This window comes from Roseobacter sp. TSBP12 (assembly GCF_009129705.1).
GTDB classification, from domain to species: Bacteria; Pseudomonadota; Alphaproteobacteria; order Rhodobacterales; family Rhodobacteraceae; genus Celeribacter; species Celeribacter baekdonensis_A.
Map to the genome: position 1 here is coordinate 34,521 of NZ_PYIB01000022.1, position 20,898 is coordinate 55,418.

Annotated in this window: 21 protein-coding genes and 1 pseudogene; 16 read left to right on the top strand and 6 right to left on the bottom strand. The window is 58.4% G+C overall.

Annotation, left to right across the window (positions count from 1 at the left end; genetic code table 11):
- Positions 1–13: 13 nt before the first annotated feature.
- The 5 genes from C8029_RS05715 to C8029_RS05735 are packed head-to-tail and all read left to right on the top strand — an operon-like array spanning position 14 to position 4,530.
- Entirely contained in the window at positions 14–937 is a 924-nt protein-coding gene (locus C8029_RS05715; RefSeq protein WP_226946245.1) for a PDR/VanB family oxidoreductase, read from the top strand.
- Entirely contained in the window at positions 927–2,114 is a 1,188-nt protein-coding gene (locus C8029_RS05720) for a Gfo/Idh/MocA family protein (protein WP_074646865.1), read from the top strand. The genes C8029_RS05715 and C8029_RS05720 overlap by 11 nt, the downstream gene beginning before the upstream one ends.
- Positions 2,111–3,103, top strand: coding sequence for an ABC transporter substrate-binding protein (locus C8029_RS05725; RefSeq protein ID WP_176832922.1), 993 nt, complete (start codon positions 2,111–2,113; stop codon positions 3,101–3,103). Before C8029_RS05720 ends, C8029_RS05725 begins: the two co-directional genes overlap by 4 nt.
- Before the next feature lie 13 nt (positions 3,104–3,116).
- Positions 3,117–3,566 carry a hypothetical protein gene (locus C8029_RS05730; RefSeq protein WP_074646863.1) on the top strand — a complete coding sequence of 150 codons (450 nt, stop codon included), beginning with the start codon at positions 3,117–3,119 and terminating at the stop codon, positions 3,564–3,566.
- A gap of 28 nt (positions 3,567–3,594) precedes the next feature.
- Positions 3,595–4,530 (top strand): EamA family transporter, encoded by a 936-nt coding sequence (locus C8029_RS05735; RefSeq protein WP_074646861.1) that lies wholly within the window; start codon positions 3,595–3,597, stop codon positions 4,528–4,530.
- Positions 4,531–4,551: 21 nt separating this feature from the next.
- Here C8029_RS05735 and C8029_RS05740 read toward each other — a convergent pair whose 3' ends face one another.
- A complete protein-coding gene (locus C8029_RS05740) occupies positions 4,552–5,010 on the bottom strand; it encodes a MarR family winged helix-turn-helix transcriptional regulator (protein WP_226946246.1) in 459 nt (152 codons plus the stop codon).
- Positions 5,011–5,115: 105 nt separating this feature from the next.
- Between C8029_RS05740 and C8029_RS05745 the strand changes: the two genes are divergently transcribed.
- From C8029_RS05745 to C8029_RS05755, 3 genes are read left to right on the top strand one after another with little or no spacing between them, the layout of a single operon-like run.
- A complete protein-coding gene (locus tag C8029_RS05745) occupies positions 5,116–5,481 on the top strand; it encodes a Rieske (2Fe-2S) protein (protein ID WP_074646859.1) in 366 nt (121 codons plus the stop codon).
- Positions 5,468–5,767, top strand: coding sequence for a hypothetical protein (locus C8029_RS05750; protein WP_074646857.1), 300 nt, complete (start codon positions 5,468–5,470; stop codon positions 5,765–5,767). The genes C8029_RS05745 and C8029_RS05750 overlap by 14 nt, the downstream gene beginning before the upstream one ends.
- 21 nt (positions 5,768–5,788) lie before the next feature.
- Positions 5,789–7,027 carry an amidohydrolase family protein gene (locus C8029_RS05755; RefSeq protein ID WP_074646855.1) on the top strand — a complete coding sequence of 413 codons (1,239 nt, stop codon included), beginning with the start codon at positions 5,789–5,791 and terminating at the stop codon, positions 7,025–7,027.
- A gap of 396 nt (positions 7,028–7,423) precedes the next feature.
- Here C8029_RS05755 and C8029_RS05760 read toward each other — a convergent pair whose 3' ends face one another.
- Entirely contained in the window at positions 7,424–8,083 is a 660-nt protein-coding gene (locus C8029_RS05760) for an HAD family hydrolase (protein ID WP_074646853.1), read from the bottom strand.
- A gap of 345 nt (positions 8,084–8,428) precedes the next feature.
- Positions 8,429–8,689, bottom strand: a pseudogene (locus C8029_RS05765) (helix-turn-helix domain-containing protein); the annotation flags it as partial.
- A 208-nt stretch (positions 8,690–8,897) separates the two neighbouring features.
- Between C8029_RS05765 and C8029_RS05770 the strand changes: the two are divergent.
- The gene (locus tag C8029_RS05770; RefSeq protein ID WP_074646849.1) at positions 8,898–11,333 is read left to right on the top strand and encodes a tetratricopeptide repeat protein; all 2,436 of its coding nucleotides are present in this window, start codon (positions 8,898–8,900) and stop codon (positions 11,331–11,333) included.
- Positions 11,334–11,356: 23 nt separating this feature from the next.
- On the opposite strand, the gene C8029_RS05775 is transcribed toward C8029_RS05770, so the two are convergent.
- Positions 11,357–12,337, bottom strand: a complete 981-nt coding sequence (locus tag C8029_RS05775) for a D-alanine--D-alanine ligase family protein (RefSeq protein WP_074646847.1) — start codon at positions 12,335–12,337, stop codon at positions 11,357–11,359.
- Entirely contained in the window at positions 12,327–12,848 is a 522-nt protein-coding gene (locus C8029_RS05780) for an aminoacyl-tRNA deacylase (protein ID WP_074646845.1), read from the bottom strand. The genes C8029_RS05775 and C8029_RS05780 overlap by 11 nt, the downstream gene beginning before the upstream one ends.
- 321 nt (positions 12,849–13,169) lie before the next feature.
- Between C8029_RS05780 and C8029_RS05785 the strand changes: the two genes are divergently transcribed.
- The gene (locus C8029_RS05785) at positions 13,170–14,033 is read left to right on the top strand and encodes a hypothetical protein (protein WP_074646843.1); all 864 of its coding nucleotides are present in this window, start codon (positions 13,170–13,172) and stop codon (positions 14,031–14,033) included.
- Positions 14,034–14,298: 265 nt separating this feature from the next.
- On the opposite strand, the gene C8029_RS05790 is transcribed toward C8029_RS05785, so the two are convergent.
- Positions 14,299–14,565 (bottom strand): hypothetical protein, encoded by a 267-nt coding sequence (locus C8029_RS05790; protein ID WP_074646841.1) that lies wholly within the window; start codon positions 14,563–14,565, stop codon positions 14,299–14,301.
- 425 nt (positions 14,566–14,990) lie between these two features.
- Between C8029_RS05790 and C8029_RS22680 the strand changes: the two genes are divergently transcribed.
- The 6 genes from C8029_RS22680 to C8029_RS05810 form a co-directional block, all read left to right on the top strand.
- A complete protein-coding gene (locus C8029_RS22680) occupies positions 14,991–15,119 on the top strand; it encodes a hypothetical protein (protein WP_281241912.1) in 129 nt (42 codons plus the stop codon).
- Between the two features lie 24 nt (positions 15,120–15,143).
- The gene (locus C8029_RS21970) at positions 15,144–15,302 is read left to right on the top strand and encodes a hypothetical protein (RefSeq protein ID WP_193217598.1); all 159 of its coding nucleotides are present in this window, start codon (positions 15,144–15,146) and stop codon (positions 15,300–15,302) included.
- 213 nt (positions 15,303–15,515) lie between these two features.
- Positions 15,516–16,112, top strand: a complete 597-nt coding sequence (locus C8029_RS05795) for a DUF6088 family protein (RefSeq protein WP_176832920.1) — start codon at positions 15,516–15,518, stop codon at positions 16,110–16,112.
- 2 nt (positions 16,113–16,114) lie between these two features.
- The gene (locus C8029_RS05800; protein ID WP_074646837.1) at positions 16,115–17,122 is read left to right on the top strand and encodes a nucleotidyl transferase AbiEii/AbiGii toxin family protein; all 1,008 of its coding nucleotides are present in this window, start codon (positions 16,115–16,117) and stop codon (positions 17,120–17,122) included.
- Positions 17,123–17,335: 213 nt separating this feature from the next.
- The gene (locus C8029_RS05805; RefSeq protein ID WP_074646833.1) at positions 17,336–18,490 is read left to right on the top strand and encodes a P-loop NTPase family protein; all 1,155 of its coding nucleotides are present in this window, start codon (positions 17,336–17,338) and stop codon (positions 18,488–18,490) included.
- Positions 18,491–19,136: 646 nt separating this feature from the next.
- A partial coding sequence (locus C8029_RS05810; RefSeq protein WP_152002461.1) for a ParB/RepB/Spo0J family partition protein occupies positions 19,137–20,898 on the top strand: 1,762 nt, incomplete at its 3' end.

Here is a 20,898-nt window from a genome sequence, read left to right on the forward strand (position 1 = left end):
GGAGCAAATAAAAATGCGCGTCGACAAACGACGCGATTTAACGCCAAGCATCTCTGAATTCACTCTGGTGCCGGTCGAGGCCGTTGATTTGCCGGATTTTGCACCGGGGGCCCATATCACTCTGGAAACGCCTTCGGGAGCGATGCGCCGGTATTCCCTAGTAAACGATGGGGAAACACCCAAGGAATACGTGATCGCAGTCAAACGTGAGCCGCAGTCGCGCGGCGGATCGGCGTCCATGCACGAGGACGCACAGGAGGGAACCGAGCTCAATATCGAAGCGCCGGAGAACGATTTCCCACTGACCGATGTGCAGAAATACCTGCTGATCGCGGGCGGTATCGGCATTACGCCGATCTATGCCATGGCGCGCTACCTCGATAAAAAGGGCAAGGCGCTCAGGATCATTTATGTCAGTCGGAGCGCGGAAGAGTCCGCCTATCTGGACGAGTTGAACGCTGTTTTCGAAGGCCGGATCATCGTTCACCATGACAATGGCGATCTCGATCAGGTCTATGATTTCTGGGACGATCTGGTGACGCCCCGGGCCACGCATGTCTTCTGCTGCGGACCCAAACCCTTGATGGAAGAGATTAAGGCCGTGTCGGGTCACTGGCCCGAGGGACGTATCCATTTCGAGGACTTCAAACCCGTCGACGTCGTACGCGACGATGATGTGCCTTTTGAAGTCGAATTGAAGAAAAGCGGTGAAGTCGTGAAGGTTCCCGAGGACCGCTCGATTCTCGAAGCGCTGCGGGATGCCGGCTTTGCAACCTCCAGCTCCTGTGAGAGCGGCACCTGCGGCACCTGCAAGACCCGTCTTCTGAGTGGTGATGCCGATCATCGGGACATGGTTCTGATGGATGAGGAAAAAGACGATTATGTGATGATCTGCGTGTCGCGCGCCAAGTCGGGGAGGCTGGTTCTTGACCTCTGATCCCGTCCGTCTTGGCGTTGCTGGGCTGGGGCGTGCTTTCATGCTCATGGTGCCGACCTTCGATGCCGATCCGCGTGTCAAACTCGTGGCCGCTGCTGCCCCCCGCGAAGAAAGCCGTGCGGCTTTCGTCCGGGACTATGGCGGCGCGGCATATGAAACGGTCGATGAATTATGTGCCGACCCTTCGGTCGAGGCGATCTACATCGCCACACCGCATCAGATGCATATAGATCATGTGCTGGCTGCGGCGCAGGCGGGCAAACATATTCTGGTGGAAAAGCCTCTGGCCATCTCCATGGAGGATGCCGAGCGGATGGTGCGCGCCGCCGACGAGGCCGGTGTGCATCTGATCGTCGGTCCGAGCCATAGCTTTGATCCCCCCGTGGATCTGGCCGCGCGCCTGATCGAAAGCGGGGAGTTCGGTCAATTGCGGATGATTCAGGCGCTGAATTATACCGATTTTCTCTATCGCCCGCGTCGCCCCGAAGAGTTGCGCACCGAAGAAGGGGGCGGGGTCCTGTTCAGCCAGGCCATTCACCAGATCGACGTGGTGCGGCGGCTGGCCGGTGGCATGGCCAAAAACATCTACGCGATGACCGGCGCTTGGGATCCAAAACGTCCGACAGAGGGTGCGTTTACCGCCCTTATGAGTTTCGAGACGGGCTGTGTCGCCAATCTGACCTATTCCGGCTATGCGCATTTTGATAGCGACATCTGGATGAACGATGTCGGAGAATTGGGCCAGCCGAAAAAGACGGGGGCCTATGGCGGAGCCCGCCGTGCGCTCATGAACCTCAACCCCGATGACGAAGCCCGGCTCAAAGCTACACGGACCTTCGGCAGCGGGACGACGATCGAGGCATCGCATAACGAACATTTTGGTCCGGTCATCGCTTTGTGTGACCGTGCCGATCTCAAACTGACGCCGGACGGGATCGAAGTTTTCGGTGACACCGAGCGGCACTTCATCGAAGCCCCCTTTGGGCCCGCCCCCCGCCGAACCGTGCTCGACGCTGTGGTCGATGCGGTGCGCAAGGGCACGGCGCCGGATCAAACCGGCGCATGGGGGCTCGCAAGCCTTGAGGTTTGCCACGCAATCCTGACATCCGCCGCTGCCGGCCAACCGGTCGACTTGCAGTATCAGTGCAGAACGAAACACGAGGAACCGACAGAATGACCAATCTCAAGCTATCTCTGGCCATGGGCAATTACGACAGGACGCGGGCCATCGTGGATGGCCGGGTGCAGATCGACGGCGTCGATCCCATTCCGATGCTATTGTCGCCGGAGGAAATGTTCTTTCGCGCCTTCCGGCACGAGGCCTTCGATATCAGTGAAATTTCGCTGTCGTCCTATTCCATCTCGGTCGCGCGGGGGAACCCGCATTATGTGGCGATCCCGGTCTTTCTGAGCCGGGCGTTCCGGCATACTTCGGTCTATATCCGCACGGACAAAGGCATCGAGAAGCCCGAGGACCTGAAGGGCAAGCGCATCGGGATCGCTGAATATCAGCTCTCAGCCAACGTCTGGGTGCGTGGCATCCTGGAAGAGGATTACGGCGTCAAACCCTCCGATATCACTTGGGTGCGCGGCGGCATGGACACGCCCGGACGGCCTGAAAAGATCAAGGTGCAACTGCCCGACGATATCACCATGGTCGATGCCCCCGAAGGGGCCACGCTCAACAGCATGCTGGAAGCGGGCGAGATCGACGGGTTTATCGGTCCGCGCTGGCCGCGCTGTTTCTCCGAAGGTCATCCGCATGTCGGGCGGCTGTTCGCGGACAGCATCACGACGGCCGAAGATTATTTTAAACGAACGAAGATTTTCCCGATCATGCATGTGTTGGGTGTGCGTCGCAGTCTCGCCGAAGAATATCCGTTCCTGCCCGCGGCCTTGCTCAAGGCCTTTACCCAATCGAAACGATTGGCCGAAGAGGCCCTGTCGGACACCTCGGCGACCAAGGTCACCATGCCCTTTGTCGAGGACAACCTGAACCGGGTGCATGCGCTGATGGGCAAAGACCCCTGGAGCTATGGGGTTGCTGACAACGCTCATGTACTCGACCGTTTCCTAGACTATCATGCCAGCCAGGGTCTGTCGCCGCGTCGCGTCAAGATCGAGGAACTGTTCCATCCGTCCACGTTGGAAGCCTACAGCCTTTGAGGGGATAGTCGAAATGGAAGAATATAAACCCGGCGATATCGTCGAAATCGAGACGGACGATGGGCTGGCCTATGTGCAGGTCACCCATGCGCACCCAAGCTATCCGCCTGTCGTGAAATTCCTGAACGGGCCGTATCAAAAGCGGCCCGATAACGTCGCTAGCCTTTTTTCCGGCAAAGAGGAAGAGTCCATTGCAATGGTGCCGCTTGCCGGTGTGCTGAAAAAGCTCAATCTGCCGCATAGCAAGATCGGAGAGGCCGAGATTCCTTATGGCGAACGCAAATTCCCGATGTTCCGCATGCCTGTGCGCGGCAAGCAGGGCGAGATTATCTATTGGTGGTTCTGGGACGGGCAGGGGCTGAGTTATTCTTCCGAGCTTGATGAAGCGCAAAAGAAAATGCCGCTGCGTGAGGTGATGGCTTCGGATCGTTTCCTGCAAAAAATATGTGAAGGGGCCCGCTGATCAACAGCGGCATGTCGGAGGCATTCCCATGATAGCGGTTTTCGGGGGGCTTCTGGCCGTATTCGGAGCTTTTTGTTATGCGTTGAGTTCTGTTGCCATCGTCAAGAGTGCTCAATCCGCCCGGGGACGCGGCAACGATGTGTTCCTGTCCATTGTCACGACCGCCACGGTCTCCGGGGGGCTCTGGCTTTTGATCGGCCCGCCGCTGCCCGAATATGGGTCGGCGGTCTTTCTCGGCGTGGGCTATTTTGTCCTCGCCGGGCTTTTGGGAAATGTTTTGGGGCGACTGACGCTTTTTCGGTCGGTGGAACTAGCGGGAGCGATCGAAACCGGGCTGATCCGCAGACTCATTCCGGTTTTCGCCGCCGTTTTGGCCTTTTTCTTTCTTGGAGAGGTGATGACCCCGGCGATCATGGTCGCCTTTCTTCTGGTCACCACGGGCGTGGTCGTGATGATGACAAGCCCGTCGCGCCGTTCGGGTCTTCCCGGCGTCATTTCAGAGCGTCCCGCTGCGGAGCGGCAAAAGGGGCGTTTGCTGGCTCTTGGATCGGCTGGGGGCTACGGCAGTTCTCTGGTCGCGCGCAAGATGGCCATGCAATACTTGCCCGATCCGCTCGCCGGAGTGTTCGTTGGCGCATTGACTGGATTGTTCTGGTTTGGTGCGTCTGCGATTTTGCGTTACAGCCCTCAGACACAGCTTCGCGCCCTGCTGGAGAAACCGAGCGGCTGGCAGCTTTTGGCTGCCGTGGCGATGAGCACGGGGCAGATCACGTTGTTTTTTGCCTTGATGTTGGCCGATGTGACCGTGGTCGCGCTTATCTCGTCTGTCGAAATGTTCTTTGCCGTCTGGTTTGCGGCTTATGTCTTCAAAACCGAAAACCGCCCCGGACGCAGGTTCTACCTGTCCTCTGCGATGGCCGGGACAGGGGTGATCCTGCTGGCCCTCGCTCCGGTTCTGTCATGATCTCGGTTTCCCGAGCGCTGCTCAGGTGGCGGTCGAGAGAGTTTTGATGATTTTGTCCAGCGAAGCGAAAAGCTGGAGCAATTCGCCCTCGTCGAAATTTTCGGAGGCGAGTCTGGCGGCGACTTTGGCCGAGGACATGGCCTCGTCGATTTTCTTATGCCCCTCTTCCGATAGGCTGACGATGATCATGCGCCTGTCCTGTTTATGACGTTCGCGGCGGATGAGGTTTCTCTGTGCGAGCTCGTCAAGGACACGCGTCGATGAGGCTTTTTCGATGCCGAGCTGTGCGGAGAGTTCCGATTGGCTGAGGCGTCCTTCTTCTTTCAGTGTCCTGAGATGGATGTATTGCGCCATGCTCAGATCAGAATCGATCAAACGCTTTTGCAACAGCTTGCCATAGAGATGATTGGCGAGGCGAAGGGACGCGCCCAGCCCGCGTTTTTGCGAGGGGGATTCACCTATGACATTGTTATTCATCATTATTTTAGGCCCTTAAATTCTTGACGAAACCTAAAGCATTCCATATAGTAAGACAATCTTACTATGTTAACAGTAAGATTTGCTTACTATAACGGAGGAGAGTGTATGCCTGAAAAACTGTTGTGTGCCTCATCGGATATCAGCGAGACTACTGCGAAAATCTGTGAGCTCGAAGGTGTGGAGATCGGTGTGATCCGTCACAAAGGAACGGTCGTGGCCTATCGCAACGTCTGCCCTCACCAGGGTGGGCCGGTGTGCGAAGGGCTCAAGATGCCCAAGGTCTGTGTCGAATTCGACGAAGAGCGTCGCCCGCTCAAGCAAAGCTTCGATACGGACGAAATGCATTTCGTGTGCCCCTGGCACGGTTGGGAATTCAAGATCGAAACCGGCGAGGCCCTGGGCGACCCGAAAATTCGTCTCAATCGCTACAAGGTGATTGAGCGGGATGAAAACATCTATGTCGAAGTTTGAAAAAATGACCCCGCAAACCAATACGCTGGACGCCTCTGTCGATGATGTGCTTCGTGCTTTGCGTGCGCCTGATGGCGATGGGCTCAGCCTTACACAAATGCAATCCCTTCTGGCTGGGTTGATCCGCGTTTATGCCGGTCTGCGCGAAAGCGACAAGGATCTGGCAGCTTTCCCGAACGACAGCGATGTCTCGGCGACCGAAGTGGCCATTGCCACCACCGGCCTGCTCGAAGCGGCCGATATGGCGGCGTTCGAACTGGGCATGTGGCAAACGCTGAAAAATTAAGGACAGGGAGCGATACCTCAAATGTCACTGACACCTAACGCACTGAACTATAGCTCTGACAACGATCCTGCGATCAAGGAATTCAACACGACGAAGCTGTTGAAAAATGCTCGCAAACAGGCGGAAGAGCGCAATTACAAAGACTTCTTCATTTGTGATGTGGACAGCCACCATTACGAAACCGAGGCCCTGCCCGAAATCCTCCAGTACATGGATGATCCGGTCATGCGGCATCTCGGTTTGTCGGCGGGCAATGTCGGGCGTGCCAGCCTTATTCCTCAGGCCATCGGATCGCAGGACATGGCCGGGCGCGTGACGCGCTATGCCGGGCGCAACAAGGAAAAAGTGCCCGAAAGTCCGCATCGCGACATCACCCTGACCCGTCGCTGGATGGATGCCATGGGGGTGGATGTGGCTTGCCTTTTCCCGACGCCGATGCTGTTGCTGGCGACCCATCCGCAGCCGGAGGTCGAGGTCAACATGGCCCGCGCCTATAACAGATGGCTCTGCGAGCGCATTCTGGAAGAGGACAAACGCATCTGTTCGATGGTCTACCTTCCGATGAACGAGCCGCATGAAGCCGAGAAGATGATCGACGAATTCGCTGAACGCAAGGGCGTCGTCGGCTTCCTATCTACCGGCTATCTGAAACGGCCTGTGCATGACAATGCCAACATGCGCATCTTTGCTAAGCTGGAAGAGCACGGCAAACCTCTCGGCTTCCATGCAGCCTATCACTGGGCGGATTCGTCGCTGGCGCAGTTGAACAAATTCATCTCGGTGCACGCGCTCGGATTCAGCTTCTGCAACATGATCCACATGACGAACTGGGTGCTGAACGGGATGCCGGAACGCTTCCCGAAACTGAAAACCCTCTGGATCGAAAGCGGGTTGGCCTGGGTGCCGTTCCTGATGCAGCGTCTGGACAACGAATACATGATGCGCACCTCTGACGCGCCGCTTTTGAAGAAAAAGCCCAGCGACTACATGCGCGAGATGTTCTATTCGTCGCAGCCGATGGAGCTTGTCGACAACCGGGAGGCGCTGGAAGTGACGTTCAAGATGATGAACGCCGAGTCGCAGTTGCTCTATTCGTCGGACTATCCGCATTGGGACATGGATCTTCCGAGCACGATCTACGATCTCCCGTTCCTGAAGGAACAGGCCAAGCGGGATATTCTGGGCGGTAACGCTCTGAAGCTCTTCAATATCGAGCCGACGATGTCGGACTGGAAACTCGAAGCGCGCAAAAAAGGCTGACACCAGGCGATGCGACCGGTTTCGTGCCGGTCGCAATCTATGAGCGCTAGATGAAGCGCGACCCCTATTGCCTCCGAAGGTAGGGGGAGTTCTATCTCGGCCAGTATTCTTTTCTGGAAGACTGCTAAAGGGGTTTTCTAACCAAGGTATTTTCCGGGCGTATTGTTGAGTTGTTTCAGCTCATGGTCTGGCATCCGTGTGATGTCTCGCTTGGGCCTATAGCTCACCCAGTCGATCAATAACAATAATTGGTGAAGCAGACCCGAAAATGTAATATACTTAACGGGTCTGTTCCTTCGCACGTCACACCTTTGTCTACTCGGATAAAGATCGTGCAGCCCGGCATAGACTTTTCGGTCTCTGCAAAGCTGGTTGCTGACCTTGGATTGATCGCTCTCAAAGCCCCAACAGTTTCGGTAGGTCAGCCATATCGGTTAGCCGTCGCGCACCGAAGAGGTCGTCTGGTTTCAATGCCGTCTTTGGGACATAGGCAAAACAAGTCATAGCAGCATTGAAAGCCGCTTCAAATCCGCTCACGCTGTCCTCGACTACCACGCAGTTTTCCGGCGCAACGCCATTCATTTTGGCCGCATGTAAAAACACATCAGGCGCGGGTTTGCTGGCGCCGACATCATAAGCTGAATACATTTTTCCTTCAAACCAGGAAAGCAGCCCTGTCTGTTCCAGCGTGACATGCATCTTTGCCAGGAGCCCATTGGAGGCAACGCAGAGCGGTATGCCAGCCGACGAAATCAACGCCACCGCCTCACGGGCACCCGGGATCGGCGTGACGTCTGTCCTAAGAGCGTCGAGAACTCTGTTGTAGAAATCCTGCGGCCATTTCTCTGGAAGGCGCAATCCCCTGTCACTCACGTAACGTTCGACATCATGTCTGCTCTTACCGACGAACAGATTGCAGCATTCGACGAGTGACAGGCGTGCGCCAGTCGAAAGCAAGTAAGTATGCAGGACGCGATTGAAGGTCGGCTCAGAGTCGACGAGCACACCATCACAGTCGAAGATCACGAGTTTGGGAGTAAGTTGAGAAACTGGCAATGTCGGGCCCCCGTCCTCTTTGTTTGGGAGTAATCGTCCGAAACGGCTTGGAGGATTTCACGTCATGTATTGGCATTGCGCCCGGCATCAACCCTTCTAACGCTCAGTCATGTGTTGTCGCGAAACCAGAATAGATGAACACGCCTCGTTTGTCCCGTGCAGTCATCCGAATTGGGTAGAACTTACAAGCGTCACATATCGATGAGCGCCTTATGGAAGAGGAGGTCGCGGGAATTCGGACCAGCGTTTAAGGTGGGTCGCATGATGAAAGAGACGATCCACGATGGCAAAGAGAAAAACCACTCGCTTGATTTCAATGAGCTACTCCCCATCTCTTGGACAGAATTTGGCGAGATCTGGATGCTTGATCAGCTTGCGTTGTCGCGAACGTCGGTCATCGGCTTTCAACTGAGCAGCAGCGCCATAGTAACCCGCGTATTTCGGCAGGCTCTCGTCGACAAAATAGTTCCGCTTTAATTCACGGTAGGGCGTCGCTTTCGAGCGCTTCAACACACGCGCCATCTCACGGACAGGAACTTTAGCACTCAGCCAGCGCTCGATTTTACGCCGTTCTTCGATGTTCAATTGCTTGTAGGAGCCAGACATGGCACAATCTCCTAATTAGATAACCCATTGATTTATAATAGGAGTCGCAGTTCAAAGTAGCGCGCCCCTAGCTAAATTTTAGTGGCCTGTAAGGTTTATTATGTATATTATATGTGGCGATTTGTATGACATTTCGAGACTGGTATTCCCTGAGGTGGCGGCTTTGCCTATGCTGGGCGCGGATTTGCAGCGTTGAAGAGTTTTCGCGATGAGTGATTTACCTTTCGTCAATCGAACCGACGACCTGTCTGATGTGTTGAGCCTGTTGCATGGGCACTGGGACAAACCCTTTTGCTTGTTCCTCGAGGCGGCATCGGGCATCGGCAAAAGCCGCTTCATGGACGAGGTCGCCCAGCGACACGAGGGCCGCGATCTAGTACGCGTGCGCATTCGCCGCTCGCGCGGGTCGCGCCTGGAGGACGGGGTGTTCCTGACCCAGATCGCCGCCGCCCTGCAAAAGGCCGCCGAAACCGGGGCCAAGATCCTCAGCATCGAGGAGTTCAACAAGAACCTAAAGGCCTATCTGACCGACGAACACCTGGGGCTTGAGGTCGCCAACGAGCTGTTGAAGGAACTGGACGTGCCTCTGGTACGCCAGATCAAGGGCTTCTTGGAACGCCGCTTCAGCCTGGGTGAGTTCAAGCCCGAAGAGCTGTTGGACATGAACGGACAGGCCGCGGTGACCTATCTGAAACGCTATGTGCGCGCGGTGGTGGAACACCATCCAGTCGGGTTGATCCTGGAGAACATCCATCTGATCGACGAGGCGACGTTGGGGTTTCTGGTCGAAGATGTGACCTGGCGCAAGGACAGCATGGTGTTGTGTGAGATCACCCAGATCGAGGCGCAGAGCCCTTTCGTGACCTGGAGCCTGGGTGAACTGGTCGAGGAGTTCGACCGCGCAGGCTTTACCTGCAAGGCGCGGATGTTGTTGCCTCTGACCTATACTCATTACGCCGAGGTTGCGCGCAACATGGGCGTCACCAAGGACCAGCGCCTGTCGCAGGTCTATCACCAGGATGGCGGCGATCTGCGCGGGATCCACAACCTAGCGAAGGTGGTGCGCTCCGGTGCCGGGCTGAATGCCACGCAGGTTTCGGACGGCGACAGTTATGCGCAACTGTTCAAGACGATGAGTCGCGATGAACGCTTTCTGGCTGTGACCCTGCATCTGCATGACGGGGCGGCACCGGCGGCTCTCCTGGACCATTTCATGGACAGGCTGGCGGGTCAGGGGCTGGACCCCGACCAGTTGCGCGTAGCGCGCATGGAGCTGGCGTTGAACGAGATGATCACCCTGGGTGGCGGTCAGGTGGCCTTTGCCCATGATGGGTTGGCCCGCGCTATGGAAGACCTGGCGCCCCCTGCGATGGTCCAGATTGCGCGCAAGACCTGGATCGACGTTTATGGCGATCAGGCCGAGACCGACGATCAGTGGCTGTTCCAACTGCGCCTGGCGATCGAACATTGCGAGGAACATACCCTGCACCGCGCCCTGTCGAGGCTTGAGGCGATCGGCGACAACAGTCATTTCCGTGACCGCATCGTGGCGGTGTTGGAGGCCGCCGCGACCCTGTTCGGCCAGCAGATTGCCGAGGGCGCGCGGGATCTAGGCCTGTCGGGCCTGCGCAAGGTCGCTGGCCTGTTGTTTGAACTGGAAGCCTATGCTTCGGTGGCACTTCTGCTGGATCGGTTGGAGCTGTCGGGCGAGATGGATCGCCTGGCGCGGACGGCGGTCGCCGGGCGGCTGGATCAGGTCGATGAAACCCTTGCGCTGACCGCACCCGAACAGTTGGCGGGCTGTCGCGATCACACCGGGTTCGCGGTGGTGCGGCTAGCCGCGCTGGCTTCGATTCACCAACGTGATGCGGCGCTGGCGCTCTATCGCCAGGTCGTCGCCCGACCGGAAACCCCGCGCAGCCCCTATTTCCCCTATCTGCTGCGCAATGCCGATATCTTCCTGTCCTATGGCGACAGCCTGGCGCCCTTACGCCAGAGCGCCGAGCTGTTCGCGGCGCGTGGGCAGATGCGTGAGGCAGCCCATTCGCGCAATGCCCTGGGCATGCAGTTGGGCCGATTGGGGCGGCTGGACGAGGCCTCTGCCGAACTGGCCCAGGCCGAACAGATGATGACCGGCCAGGCCACAGGCCATGCGCAGATGCTGAACAATCGCGGGGTGATCCAGTTGTCGGCGGGCCAGCATGGCGAGGGCACGCGCATACTCTTCCTGCTGGCCCGCGACGGCGCGCAGGATCCGTTCGACCGGATCGTGCTGGCGCAGAACCTAGCGGTGGTCGGGGCGCTGACCGGTGATCCCGACACCGAGGCCCTGTTCGCTGCGGCCGAGCGTCTGCTGACTCATCATGCCCTGTCGAACCAGGGGCTGTGGCGCAGTCTCCACTGGAACTGGTCCCGGTGGGCCTCGGCTGCGGGCGATGCGCCCACGGCCGAGGCGCGCATGGAAAAGGCGCGCGGGATCGACATGATCCACACGGACCTTTGGCAGGCACGGCTGTTCGGCACCACCTTGCCAGACGGTGATTCCACCTTTCTGGCTGGGCAGCCTTTTCATTATTCGTTCCTGTCGAAGTGGCATTTCCCACTGGACCTGAACCGGGCTTCTTGCTCTACCGCGAACCCGTGACCTGTCGCCCCTGTGCGTGGTCGTCAAGTCGCCAAGGATATCAGGGTACGCCACATGTCGGGATACTCCACCCCCAGCGACGCCATGGATTGGGCGAAACTGGCCGTCGGGCCAAGGTGCACGTCCGGGGTCAGCTCGATCAAGCGGAACCCGTCGCGCGTCATGCGACCGTCGATGCGCATGTAGTCGACCTTTTCGAAACTGTCGAACAAGCGCCGGCAGGCGCGGAGCAGCGCGGGGTCAAGGGCATGGGTGATCGGGGTGTTTTCCGTCGGGCGGGTCAAGGTCTTTTTGACCTCCATCGACCAGATCCCGCGCGCCAGGTCAAACCCCTCGACATCCAACCGCACGGCGGCCAACTGCGCGCTGTCGCCATCCGCGCCCATCAGGCAGATCGAGACCTCGTCGCCTTCCAAGAATTCTTCGATCAGCACCGGGCAGGCCAGGGCCTCTTGCAGGGTGGCGACTTGGCGCGCAGCCTCCTCCCACCCTGGGCAGAAGGCCCGTTGGTCAATGCCGATCGAACCGCCCTCGGCCAGGGGTTTGACCACGAAGGGCGAGGTCAGGCGCGGGTCGGGTTCAAACGGTCTGCCGGGATCGACAACCTGCCCCGCCGGCCCGGCAATGCCATGGCGCCAAGCATAGCTTTTTGCCAGGTCCTTGTCCTGGCAGACGATCGCGCTGTAGGCGTCCGCTCCGACATAGCGCAGCCCCAGCCCCTCGCAGGTCGATGGCACCAGCGTGCGCCGCGTGCGCGTGCGCGTGCCTGACCACAGGCTGATAACGACCGCGTCCTCGCGCAACAGCGCGGGTGCCTGAGCGGCCAGCGCCCCTGGGCTGTCCAGGTGGGTGACGCGAAAGCCTGCGTCGGTGAGGCCGCCGACCACCGCTTTCAGGTACGTGGCTTCGGTGAATTCAAGCGTGCGATTGGCAAAGCTGGCGTCGTGCTGGGTTACCGTGTCGGCGACCAGACAAACATGCGAGGTGCTGGGGTCAGTTGTCATGGGAGAAGTCTCCGATCAATTTGGGGGTCAGGGAGGTGAGGTCGAGGGGAGCGAAGGCCACGCCGTGGGTGAACACTCCGGCATTGGTGGTGACAAAAGCCTTGCCCATCAGGCTGGCGCAGATCAGGTGACGGCGCACGAACCCGGCGCTATGCGGGTTGACCAGGCCGGGTGCCAAGCCGTTTGCGCCCAGCTCATCCGCATCAGCAAAGCGCAGGCGCCGGGTGCCCAGGGCGGCCTTGACGTTGCGCGAATGCAACCGCCGGTCGCCGGGCAGATGCACCCCGACCAGCCCGTCCGGGGTGCTGAGTACAATGGTCTTCAGCTCGTTACCCAAGAGCACGCCACGCGCGCGCGCGGCATCGTCGCAGGTGACGACCGGGGCGTGGTGAAATATCCGCAGGAAACGGAAGCCGGGCCAGCGGGACGGCACATCGGCGGGCAGGCTGGGCTGCAGCCTGGCCAGGCGTGCAAGGGTGGCATTTCCGCCAAGATTGAGGGGTTTGTTCATCGGGCCTCTTCTTTTCTGCTTGCGTTGATCCCTCTGTTCATAGAAAACGCCACCCATGCCTGTACGGGCGTGTGAACCACGTCCCACACCGCCGCATGCACATGAATGGCGGCGAACAGGGGTATGCGACGGCAAATAAGGGGCCAGACCGGCAGGCAAAGTCGCGCACAGGCGCCACCCGGTGGCTCTTCCCTAACCGTCCCGAACTGCACCAAACCGCCCCGCGCTAAGGTTAATTCTTGACGGAACACCTCGACTTGGGCGAGAACTTGCCCTCATAGGACGCACAAGGGTGTCTGGGGTGATAAGAGGGTATAAATTTTGAAACAGTCACCGAAATGGCTTTCGGATGACCCTGACGATTATCTGCATCCCCAGCACCTGGCCCCCGCGCATTTTATCCCGCCCGATTGGCAGGACGACTATGGCCGCTGGCGGCATTGCTATCTGCCCGGGGTGCGTGAAGAGGTTGCCGGGTGCTTTACCGCTATCAACTGCGCGCTGTTCATAGACATGATCAAGCCGCTGGTCGATCTGGCTGCGCGTCTGGTGCCGGATGAGGTCAAGAGCCAGGTCGCGCCGAACAACCCGGCGGATTGGACCATGCTGCCCGAGCCGCAGATCCGTCGCATCTGGCGCAACGAACGCACACTGTTTTCCAACGCCTTTCTGTTGCTGACCTGTTTGCAGATTGCCGTGTTCATCAAGGCAGGCAAGGTTTCGGGCCTGACCCTGTCCGCTGAACATGAGGTCGAAGGCCTCGATCAGCAGTCGATGGACCAGATCGAGGCAAAGTTGCGCGAGCTGGATATCGAGCACAACCAGACCCTGACCCATGGGCTGAGCCTGCACCTGTCAGTTTTCGAAACCGCGCTGCCCCGGCCCGAGCTGTGGACCCGAATTGCCGACGATCCTGCGCTTCTGTTGTCGTATAAACGGACAACGAACCAACCTCTGGCACAAGTGGCGAAGATGTTCGAGGGGTTGAAGAAGGGAAAACTGGTCAGTCTGTTGACCGCTTGGCATATTACCAAATGGTTGCGAGATACCCTACCGGACGAGCCGCCGGTTAGCTGGTGTTACTGTCACAAGCAATCGCCACGGCGTGCTGCCGTGGAAAAGGAAAGTGTGCCCTATTGCGGCCGCGAGACTGTCTTCGGCACGATCCCGACCTTGGGCCCCTGACGGAGGCACAGTGCCCTTGGACGGGGTAACCGCTCAAAAAGCTGGGAAGAGGTGGCAGTGCTTTAAATCTCGGGCCTTGCCTCTCAACTCCTCGACCGCTTGGTCAATGGCGGTCCGTTTGGCTGCCATCCTAGCGGTTTCCAGCTGCGCCAGAAACGGTTTGGCGGCAAGCATGATGATCAGGATAGGGACTATGAAGGGTTTCGGTTGGGCCTGGCGGGTCTTGAGAGTTTCTTGCCGTACGGGCAGGTCACGGCGCCACGCCTTAGTCGACGGCTTCCGTGTAAACCGAGACGGCGGCGGTAAAGCGCTGCACCTTCCTGGGGGGTAGTTTCAAGTTCGACAGGATCATGCGCAGTTTCTCAAACGGCAAGCGCCGGTAATCGGCCACGGTGACGACGTCGGGGTGATTGTGCGCAACCCGGACGGCGATGCGTTGCAGTTCGGGTTCTTCGACCAGGCTGGGCATGTGGAACTGGGCCGCCGGGTCAACGTTGTCGGTATCGAAGGTAAAAGCTCCGTGTACACTCATTCCAGCTTCATCCTTACCCAGAATACATCTTCGGCCTTTGTCCATTTGAAGGGGCACACGCCGTTGCCAGTCACGCGACACAATGCGTCTTTGTCGTCTGACGTTTCATCTCTCTTCAGTACCCGTGAACCGGGCGTCATCTGTCGTGCAGTCTAGCGCATGTGGGCATGCGGTCAACTCCCTGCTCCCCATTCGCAGGGATGGGGAGCAGCCCACACAAATCAGGGACTTATCGTATGCGAAAACTGGTTTAATTTCAATCTTGAAGCCACCCGGGGTTGTGCCATCTTCGATGGCATTACTGGCGGATAGTCTTTTGAAGATGTCGTTTTCTGCCATATTCGGCTCGGCCTTGGCCATTGTGTTGCTGGGCCTCTACGCTTGGCCGCTGGTCTGATGATTCTGGAAATCAAGATAGCGTGCCGGTGGGGAACGCAGCTGTTCCCCTTGGGGCCGATGTCTGTTCTGAGGCTTTGGCCAAGGCCTTCGAGTCGGGCTACAAGAATGTCCTGACGCTGGTTGGCGGTCTGGTCACGGCCCTTGTGGTGGCCTAGCTGGCGGTGGCAAAAGCGGCTGAAGTGCCGACGATGAACGGGTTCCGCCCCGAATCCACACTTGGCAAGCGGATCAGCGTCCTCGTTGTCTCGGCCTATCTGACGGTCTGGGCCCCGGTGGAGCTGTTCACGCTGATTTGCGGGGTCATGCTGAAACACGGGCGTGGTGCCCATGGTCTCTGATCTTGGCATGATCTGGCCGGGTGCGGCGACGTCAGCAAAATCGAAGGCATGCTTCTTGATCGCTATTTCGAACAGGTTTCAAGGCTTTTTAGCCCAGACCAAGTCATTTTCTTTGAGGATGGCGCTATCTGTGTTCAGCCTGGGAGACTGGTCGATATTCACAACATTGACTTTCAGGAAAACATACCATATTTTCTGACAAGGAGATGAGCCATGATTATGTCGAAGATCAAACAACGCATCATCGGAAAGGGTCGAGGCGCCATCTTTGCGCCCTCGGACTTTCTGGATATCGGGACGCGCGCGAGTGTGGATCAGGCGTTGTCGCGCCTTGCCGATCAGGGCATGATCCGGCGCTTGACCCGTGGGCTCTACGATTATCCCAAGAAAAGCCCGCGCTTCGGCTATCTGTCGCCGTCTGCGGATGACATCGCGAAGGCGGTGGCGCGCAAGGACAACCAGGTGCTGCAACCCTCCCCTGCTATGGCGGCCAATCAGTTGGGGCTGTCTACTCAGGTGCCGTCCAAGCCGATCTATATGACCGATGGCCCGACCCGGACAAAAACAGTTGGTCGGCAGGTGATCCAGTTTCGCAAGGCGTCCTCAAAGACGCTCGTTGGCGCGGGCCAAAGGACCGGTGCCGTGTTTCAGGCGCTGCGTTATATTGGTAAGGACCGGATTGATGATCAGGTGATCGGGCAGCTGGCCCGTGCGCTGAATGACAAGGATCGGGTGCTGCTTTCCAAACAAAGCAAACATGTGCCTGCCTGGATGCACCCGGTTGTGCAGCAAATCGTGGCGCACGCCTGAGTATGGATCAGTTTGCCAACGACACCCCCGAACAACGAGACGAGGCCTTTCAAGAAGCCGCGGCACAGCTTGGAATGTCCAAGGCGATCGTTGAGAAAGACTTCTGGGTTTGTTGGTCCCTGAAGCATCTTTTCGCTCTGCCCGCCTTTGGCGAGCATATGATTTTCAAGGGAGGGACATCCCTCTCCAAAGCCTACAATATGATCCACCGCTTCTCAGAAGACGTGGACTTGTCCCTTGATCGCGCTCAGTTGGGGTTCGAAGGGGATCGCGATCCGGAAAACCCCGATCTGACCGGAGGAAAGCGAAAGTCCTTGCTCCAAGAACTCCAGGAGACGGCAGAGGCTGAAGTCTCTGGGCCGCTCTTGGCTGCGATTGATGCAGCTTTCGGTGCCAGCCTGGATCAAGACTTCTCTTTGACCGTTGATCCGAACGACGCCCAAACTCTTCTCTTTGCCTATCCGTCTTTGACGGAGACCTCCGATGGCTATGTCAAACCGATCGTGCGTTTCGAGTTCGGAGCGCGTGGGGTTCACTTGCCGGCCGAGGTTCGCGAGATTTCGCCATATGTTCATCAAGCCTTTCCTGGTCTTCTGGGATCAGCCGGGGTGGATGTGAACGTGTTGGGCGTCGAGCGGACCTTCTGGGAAAAGGCCACGATCCTGCATATGCTCTACCATCAGGATCCTGCCAAACCTCTCGCCGACCGAATGTCACGCCACTACTACGATATGGCCCAGCTCATCGGTCATGAGGCCAAGGCCCGCGCACTCGGTCGCTTGGATCTTTTGGAGCAGGTGGCTCATCACAAGTCTGTCTTCTTTAAAGCCGCCTGGGCAAACTACGATGCGGCACGCCCCGGAACGCTGAGATTGATGCCCAATGAGGCTCTCACCGCTGCTCTGCGCCGGGATTATTCCGGGATGCAGGAGATGATCATCGGGGATGGGCCGCGTTTTGATGACATCCTAGACTCGATCAAAGCCTTCGAGGTTGAAATCAATAGATGACCTATCGGTCACAATTTTTGTGCGGTCCAATTGGATTGGCGCCTTGACGATATTAGGGATATCCGGCACATTTCACTCGGCCTCTAGTGCATGCCAGTGTGCCCGTCACGCAAAGCTACGCAGCACTTCATTCTTAAATGAACAACCCAGACCAATTTCGGGATCTGGTTAGTAGCGGGCACCTAGTCGGATCCCTATTTTGGGACCTGAACAATGACGACAAAAACGAAAATCGATCACCTGAAACTCTTGGCAAAGCGCTACGCACATGCCACGCGCGCAAATCAACATGAAGCGCTCGATGCGGTTGCCTCTGAGCTGGGCTTTCCACATTGGAAGGCGCTCACGGTCAAGGCCAAGCAAGGTTGGATGCCGAGCGAGGAGGAGCTTGCCAAGGCCGAGACCTTTGTTCGTGAATTCTTCCCTTCACTCGGAGGCGAGCCAAAATTCATTGAGCAAAGCATGTCGCATCCCGTCGACGAACCAATCAAAGCAGGTGCGATTGACGGGCATGCCTACCAACTATTCGAATCCTTCGGTGACATTCGCATGGAAGGCAATGGGTGGCGCATCCTCATTGGAGAGGCGGATTTCTCGCAGCCTAGGGTCGAGATCGAAACCACACACAAAGAGACGAGTCCTGCCAATGATAGCGGCTTCGTTGAGAAGGCGCTTGCTATTGCGGAAGCCCAAGCTGTGAAAACCCGTGCAGCCATTGCGTCCGATTGGCCTCGGCGTTCGACCAAGCCAAACGCCAAAGGCGAAGTCGTCCACCCGCTTCACGGTGACCGGGCAGCGGAATGGTTTTGTCTTCACTGCGATGGCAAAATATCGGGCACCCAGATCGCTGAAAACCTTTGGCATTGTCCGAGTTGCGGTGCCTCTCCTTTGGATATCTTCACATCGCCGTGGTGGTTGGAAGGCGGCGATGGGGAACCCAAAGTTGTTGAATGTACCAATGATCGGAAGCGTCCAGAACCCAAAATCCAAGTGGTGGATTCCAGGCCAACTCTGAGGCTGGATGAGGAGAGTATTTCCTTGCTTCTACGGATCGCGCTTCTTGAAGATGCCACCAACCCGGGAGAGCGGCTCGGTGCTTTGTTGGCTGAGATCAATGTCGATGATGATAACGATGCTTGGATTACCTTCGACGAAGACCTGTGGCCTGATGACAAGGACCCGGATGCGGCCATTGCGGTTGCCGACAAACTTGGCATCGAACTCGAGCTTGAGATAACCTGTATGACGTTTCCGTTCGCTTGGCCGGGTTTGGGACATGTTACTACCAGCACCAGCGAGTATCTTGGGCATCTTTTGGACGCATACGCAGAACATGGGGTCATTGTTCGTGGCAATGACCTTGAGTGATTGAACGTGGTTTGGCTCCACCGGCTTGGTCGGTGGAGCCTTCTTTGAGGATTCGTGGAACTTGCCAAATGAACTGGTTTGTACGTCAGCGCCCTGTGCTGACCAGGCTCTTGGCTGCGCTCGGAACCGCTAAGAGGCATTTCCGCCCATTCTGGAGACGATCCTTCGTGCATGTTAGAGCTGAGACCGCGGGCGAAACCGCGATCGCTTGAAGCAGCGGTCAGCCGGGTCTCCGCTCCGCCCTAACCCGGCTGGCAGGTTTCCAATCCTGAATACCATCTGCCATCCGGCCGGCGCCCCGAACAGGGGCTCTGGTGTCGCGTGCCGCGTCAGCCTCCGCGTATAAATCCGGTTCCTCCCGCGCGCGGCTCCTTCCCGATTTCACCGCTCTGGCCCCCTGTGTCGTTTCGCCGTCCGGCCGAAGGACGGGCTATCGCCGTCCCCTGCTCTGCCCAGCCGAGAAGCACGAGGGCTTCCCCCGAGCGCGGTCTGCCTGCGGGCCTGTCTGGCACATACTCTGTGCCGAATGAGCGGTAGCGACCATTGTGCTCGTTCCAGCAAGAGCCAGAGGAAGGGAAGCCCGGGTGCCGGGCTTGAAAGGATAGAGAGAGCCTCTTCCGGGTCCGGCGTGACAAGGATTCTGATCATGGCCAAGACCGCAACTCGCCCGAAACCCACCACCTCAAAGAAGACCGAATCCGTCGGATCGGCCGCGCCTGACGGCACCGCCGAAATCCGGATGATCCCGCTCGACCAGCTGGAGCCTAGCCCGCTCAACGTCCGCAAGGTGGCCGCAAGCGCCATCGATGACGCAGAACTCCTCGCCAGCATCCGCGAGACCGGCATCAAGCAGAACCTGGTGGTTCATGCGCTGTCTGAGACACGTTTTGCGGTTGATGCCGGCGGTCGCCGCCTCAAGGCGCTGAAGCAACTCGCCGATGACGGTGTGATCCCCGCCGATCTTCCCGTGCCCTGCCTCATCGAGGATGAGCGCAACGCCATTCTCACCTCTGCCACGGAAAATCTCCAGCGTGCTGCGATGCACCCGGCCGACCAATTCGAGGCCTTCGAGAAGATGATCGGTGAGGGCCGCAGCGAGGACGAGATTGCGCTGAAATTCGGCGTCTCCGTCGACCTCGTGCGCCGCCGCCTCAAACTCGCCCGTGTCGCACCCGAAATCATCGAGCAGTTTCGTGATGGCGATCTGACCCTCGAATGCGTGATGGCCTTCACGCTGACGGATGACCATGATCGCCAACTGGCAGTCTGGAACGCGGTGAAGGGCGGCTATCACATCCATCCTCAAAGCATCAAACGCCAGCTCACCGAGACCGCGCATTCGGCGAACTCAGCCCTCGGGCGTTTTGTCGGCATCGAGGCCTATGAGGCAGCGGGCGGTGTTCTGCTGCGCGACCTCTTCGACGACCGTGCCAGCGCCCATATGGAAAACCCCGAGCTCCTCGAGCGCCTCGCCATCGAGAAACTGCAGGCTGCGGCCAAACCCTTCGAGGCAGTGTGGAAATGGGTCGAGGTGCATCTCTCGGTGGACTACGGCGCGTTTCGCAGTTTCGGGCGGGTTTATCCGCAAGACATTGAACCCGATCCGGACCTGTTTGCCGAGGAGGAACGCCTCATCGTGCGCGAGGAAGAACTGGCGGCGCAGAATGGCGGCGAGGACTGGACCGACGCTGAAACCGAAGAATATTACGCCATCGAGCCGCGTCTGCGCGAGATCGAGACTCTGCAGCGCGAACGGCAACCTTACGCAGACGAAGATCGCGCCATCGCCGGTGTCGTTCTGACCATCGGCCATGACGGAGCGCTGCGGGTCGAGAAAGGCCTGGTGCGGCCCGAGGATATTCCTGCGGCACCCGAGCCTGACGAGACCACCGCAGATGTGGATGGCGCCCCCTCCCCTGCCCGGCCACACGTGACGCCGCCGACCTCTTCGACGCCGGCACCGACCTCCGACCCGGCCGCGACGTTGCGCAAGGCGGACGGGATTTCGGCAAGCCTCGCCGACGATCTGCGCGCGACGCGTCAGCATATCCTTCGGGCGCATCTGGCGGCGGATTTCGAGGTGGCGTTCGATGCGATGCTCTACGCGCTCTGCGAGCAGGCTTTGGGGCGGTCTTACAACAACGAGGCGCTCGACATCTCGATCCGGGCCTTCCAGGCGCAGAACTGCGAGGTGTTGCATGAGGATACGGTCGCTCAGAAGATGCTTGAGGCGCTGGAGCAGGACCTCGCCACGGACTGGATGAAGCTGGAGAAACCCGAGGACTTCCAGGCCATGTCGGCGCTGCCCATTGCCGACAAGCAGGCGCTATTCGCCTGGGCGGCGGGTCTGGCGGTCAAGCCGCAGCTCTCCTCCGACAATCGCCCCTCCCCGATCATCGAGGAGATCG

Coding starts and splice junctions, on each gene's coding strand:
- C8029_RS05715 (WP_226946245.1), top strand. CDS start 14: ATGCGCGTCGACAAACGACGCGATTTAACGCCAAGCATCTCTGAATTC.
- C8029_RS05725 (WP_176832922.1), top strand. CDS start 2,111: ATGACCAATCTCAAGCTATCTCTGGCCATGGGCAATTACGACAGGACG.
- C8029_RS05730 (WP_074646863.1), top strand. CDS start 3,117: ATGGAAGAATATAAACCCGGCGATATCGTCGAAATCGAGACGGACGAT.
- C8029_RS05735 (WP_074646861.1), top strand. CDS start 3,595: ATGATAGCGGTTTTCGGGGGGCTTCTGGCCGTATTCGGAGCTTTTTGT.
- C8029_RS05740 (WP_226946246.1), bottom strand. CDS start 5,010: ATGATGAATAACAATGTCATAGGTGAATCCCCCTCGCAAAAACGCGGG.
- C8029_RS05745 (WP_074646859.1), top strand. CDS start 5,116: ATGCCTGAAAAACTGTTGTGTGCCTCATCGGATATCAGCGAGACTACT.
- C8029_RS05750 (WP_074646857.1), top strand. CDS start 5,468: ATGTCGAAGTTTGAAAAAATGACCCCGCAAACCAATACGCTGGACGCC.
- C8029_RS05755 (WP_074646855.1), top strand. CDS start 5,789: ATGTCACTGACACCTAACGCACTGAACTATAGCTCTGACAACGATCCT.
- C8029_RS05770 (WP_074646849.1), top strand. CDS start 8,898: ATGAGTGATTTACCTTTCGTCAATCGAACCGACGACCTGTCTGATGTG.
- C8029_RS05775 (WP_074646847.1), bottom strand. CDS start 12,337: ATGACAACTGACCCCAGCACCTCGCATGTTTGTCTGGTCGCCGACACG.
- C8029_RS05780 (WP_074646845.1), bottom strand. CDS start 12,848: ATGAACAAACCCCTCAATCTTGGCGGAAATGCCACCCTTGCACGCCTG.
- C8029_RS05790 (WP_074646841.1), bottom strand. CDS start 14,565: ATGAGTGTACACGGAGCTTTTACCTTCGATACCGACAACGTTGACCCG.
- C8029_RS05795 (WP_176832920.1), top strand. CDS start 15,516: ATGATTATGTCGAAGATCAAACAACGCATCATCGGAAAGGGTCGAGGC.
- C8029_RS05800 (WP_074646837.1), top strand. CDS start 16,115: ATGGATCAGTTTGCCAACGACACCCCCGAACAACGAGACGAGGCCTTT.
- C8029_RS05805 (WP_074646833.1), top strand. CDS start 17,336: ATGACGACAAAAACGAAAATCGATCACCTGAAACTCTTGGCAAAGCGC.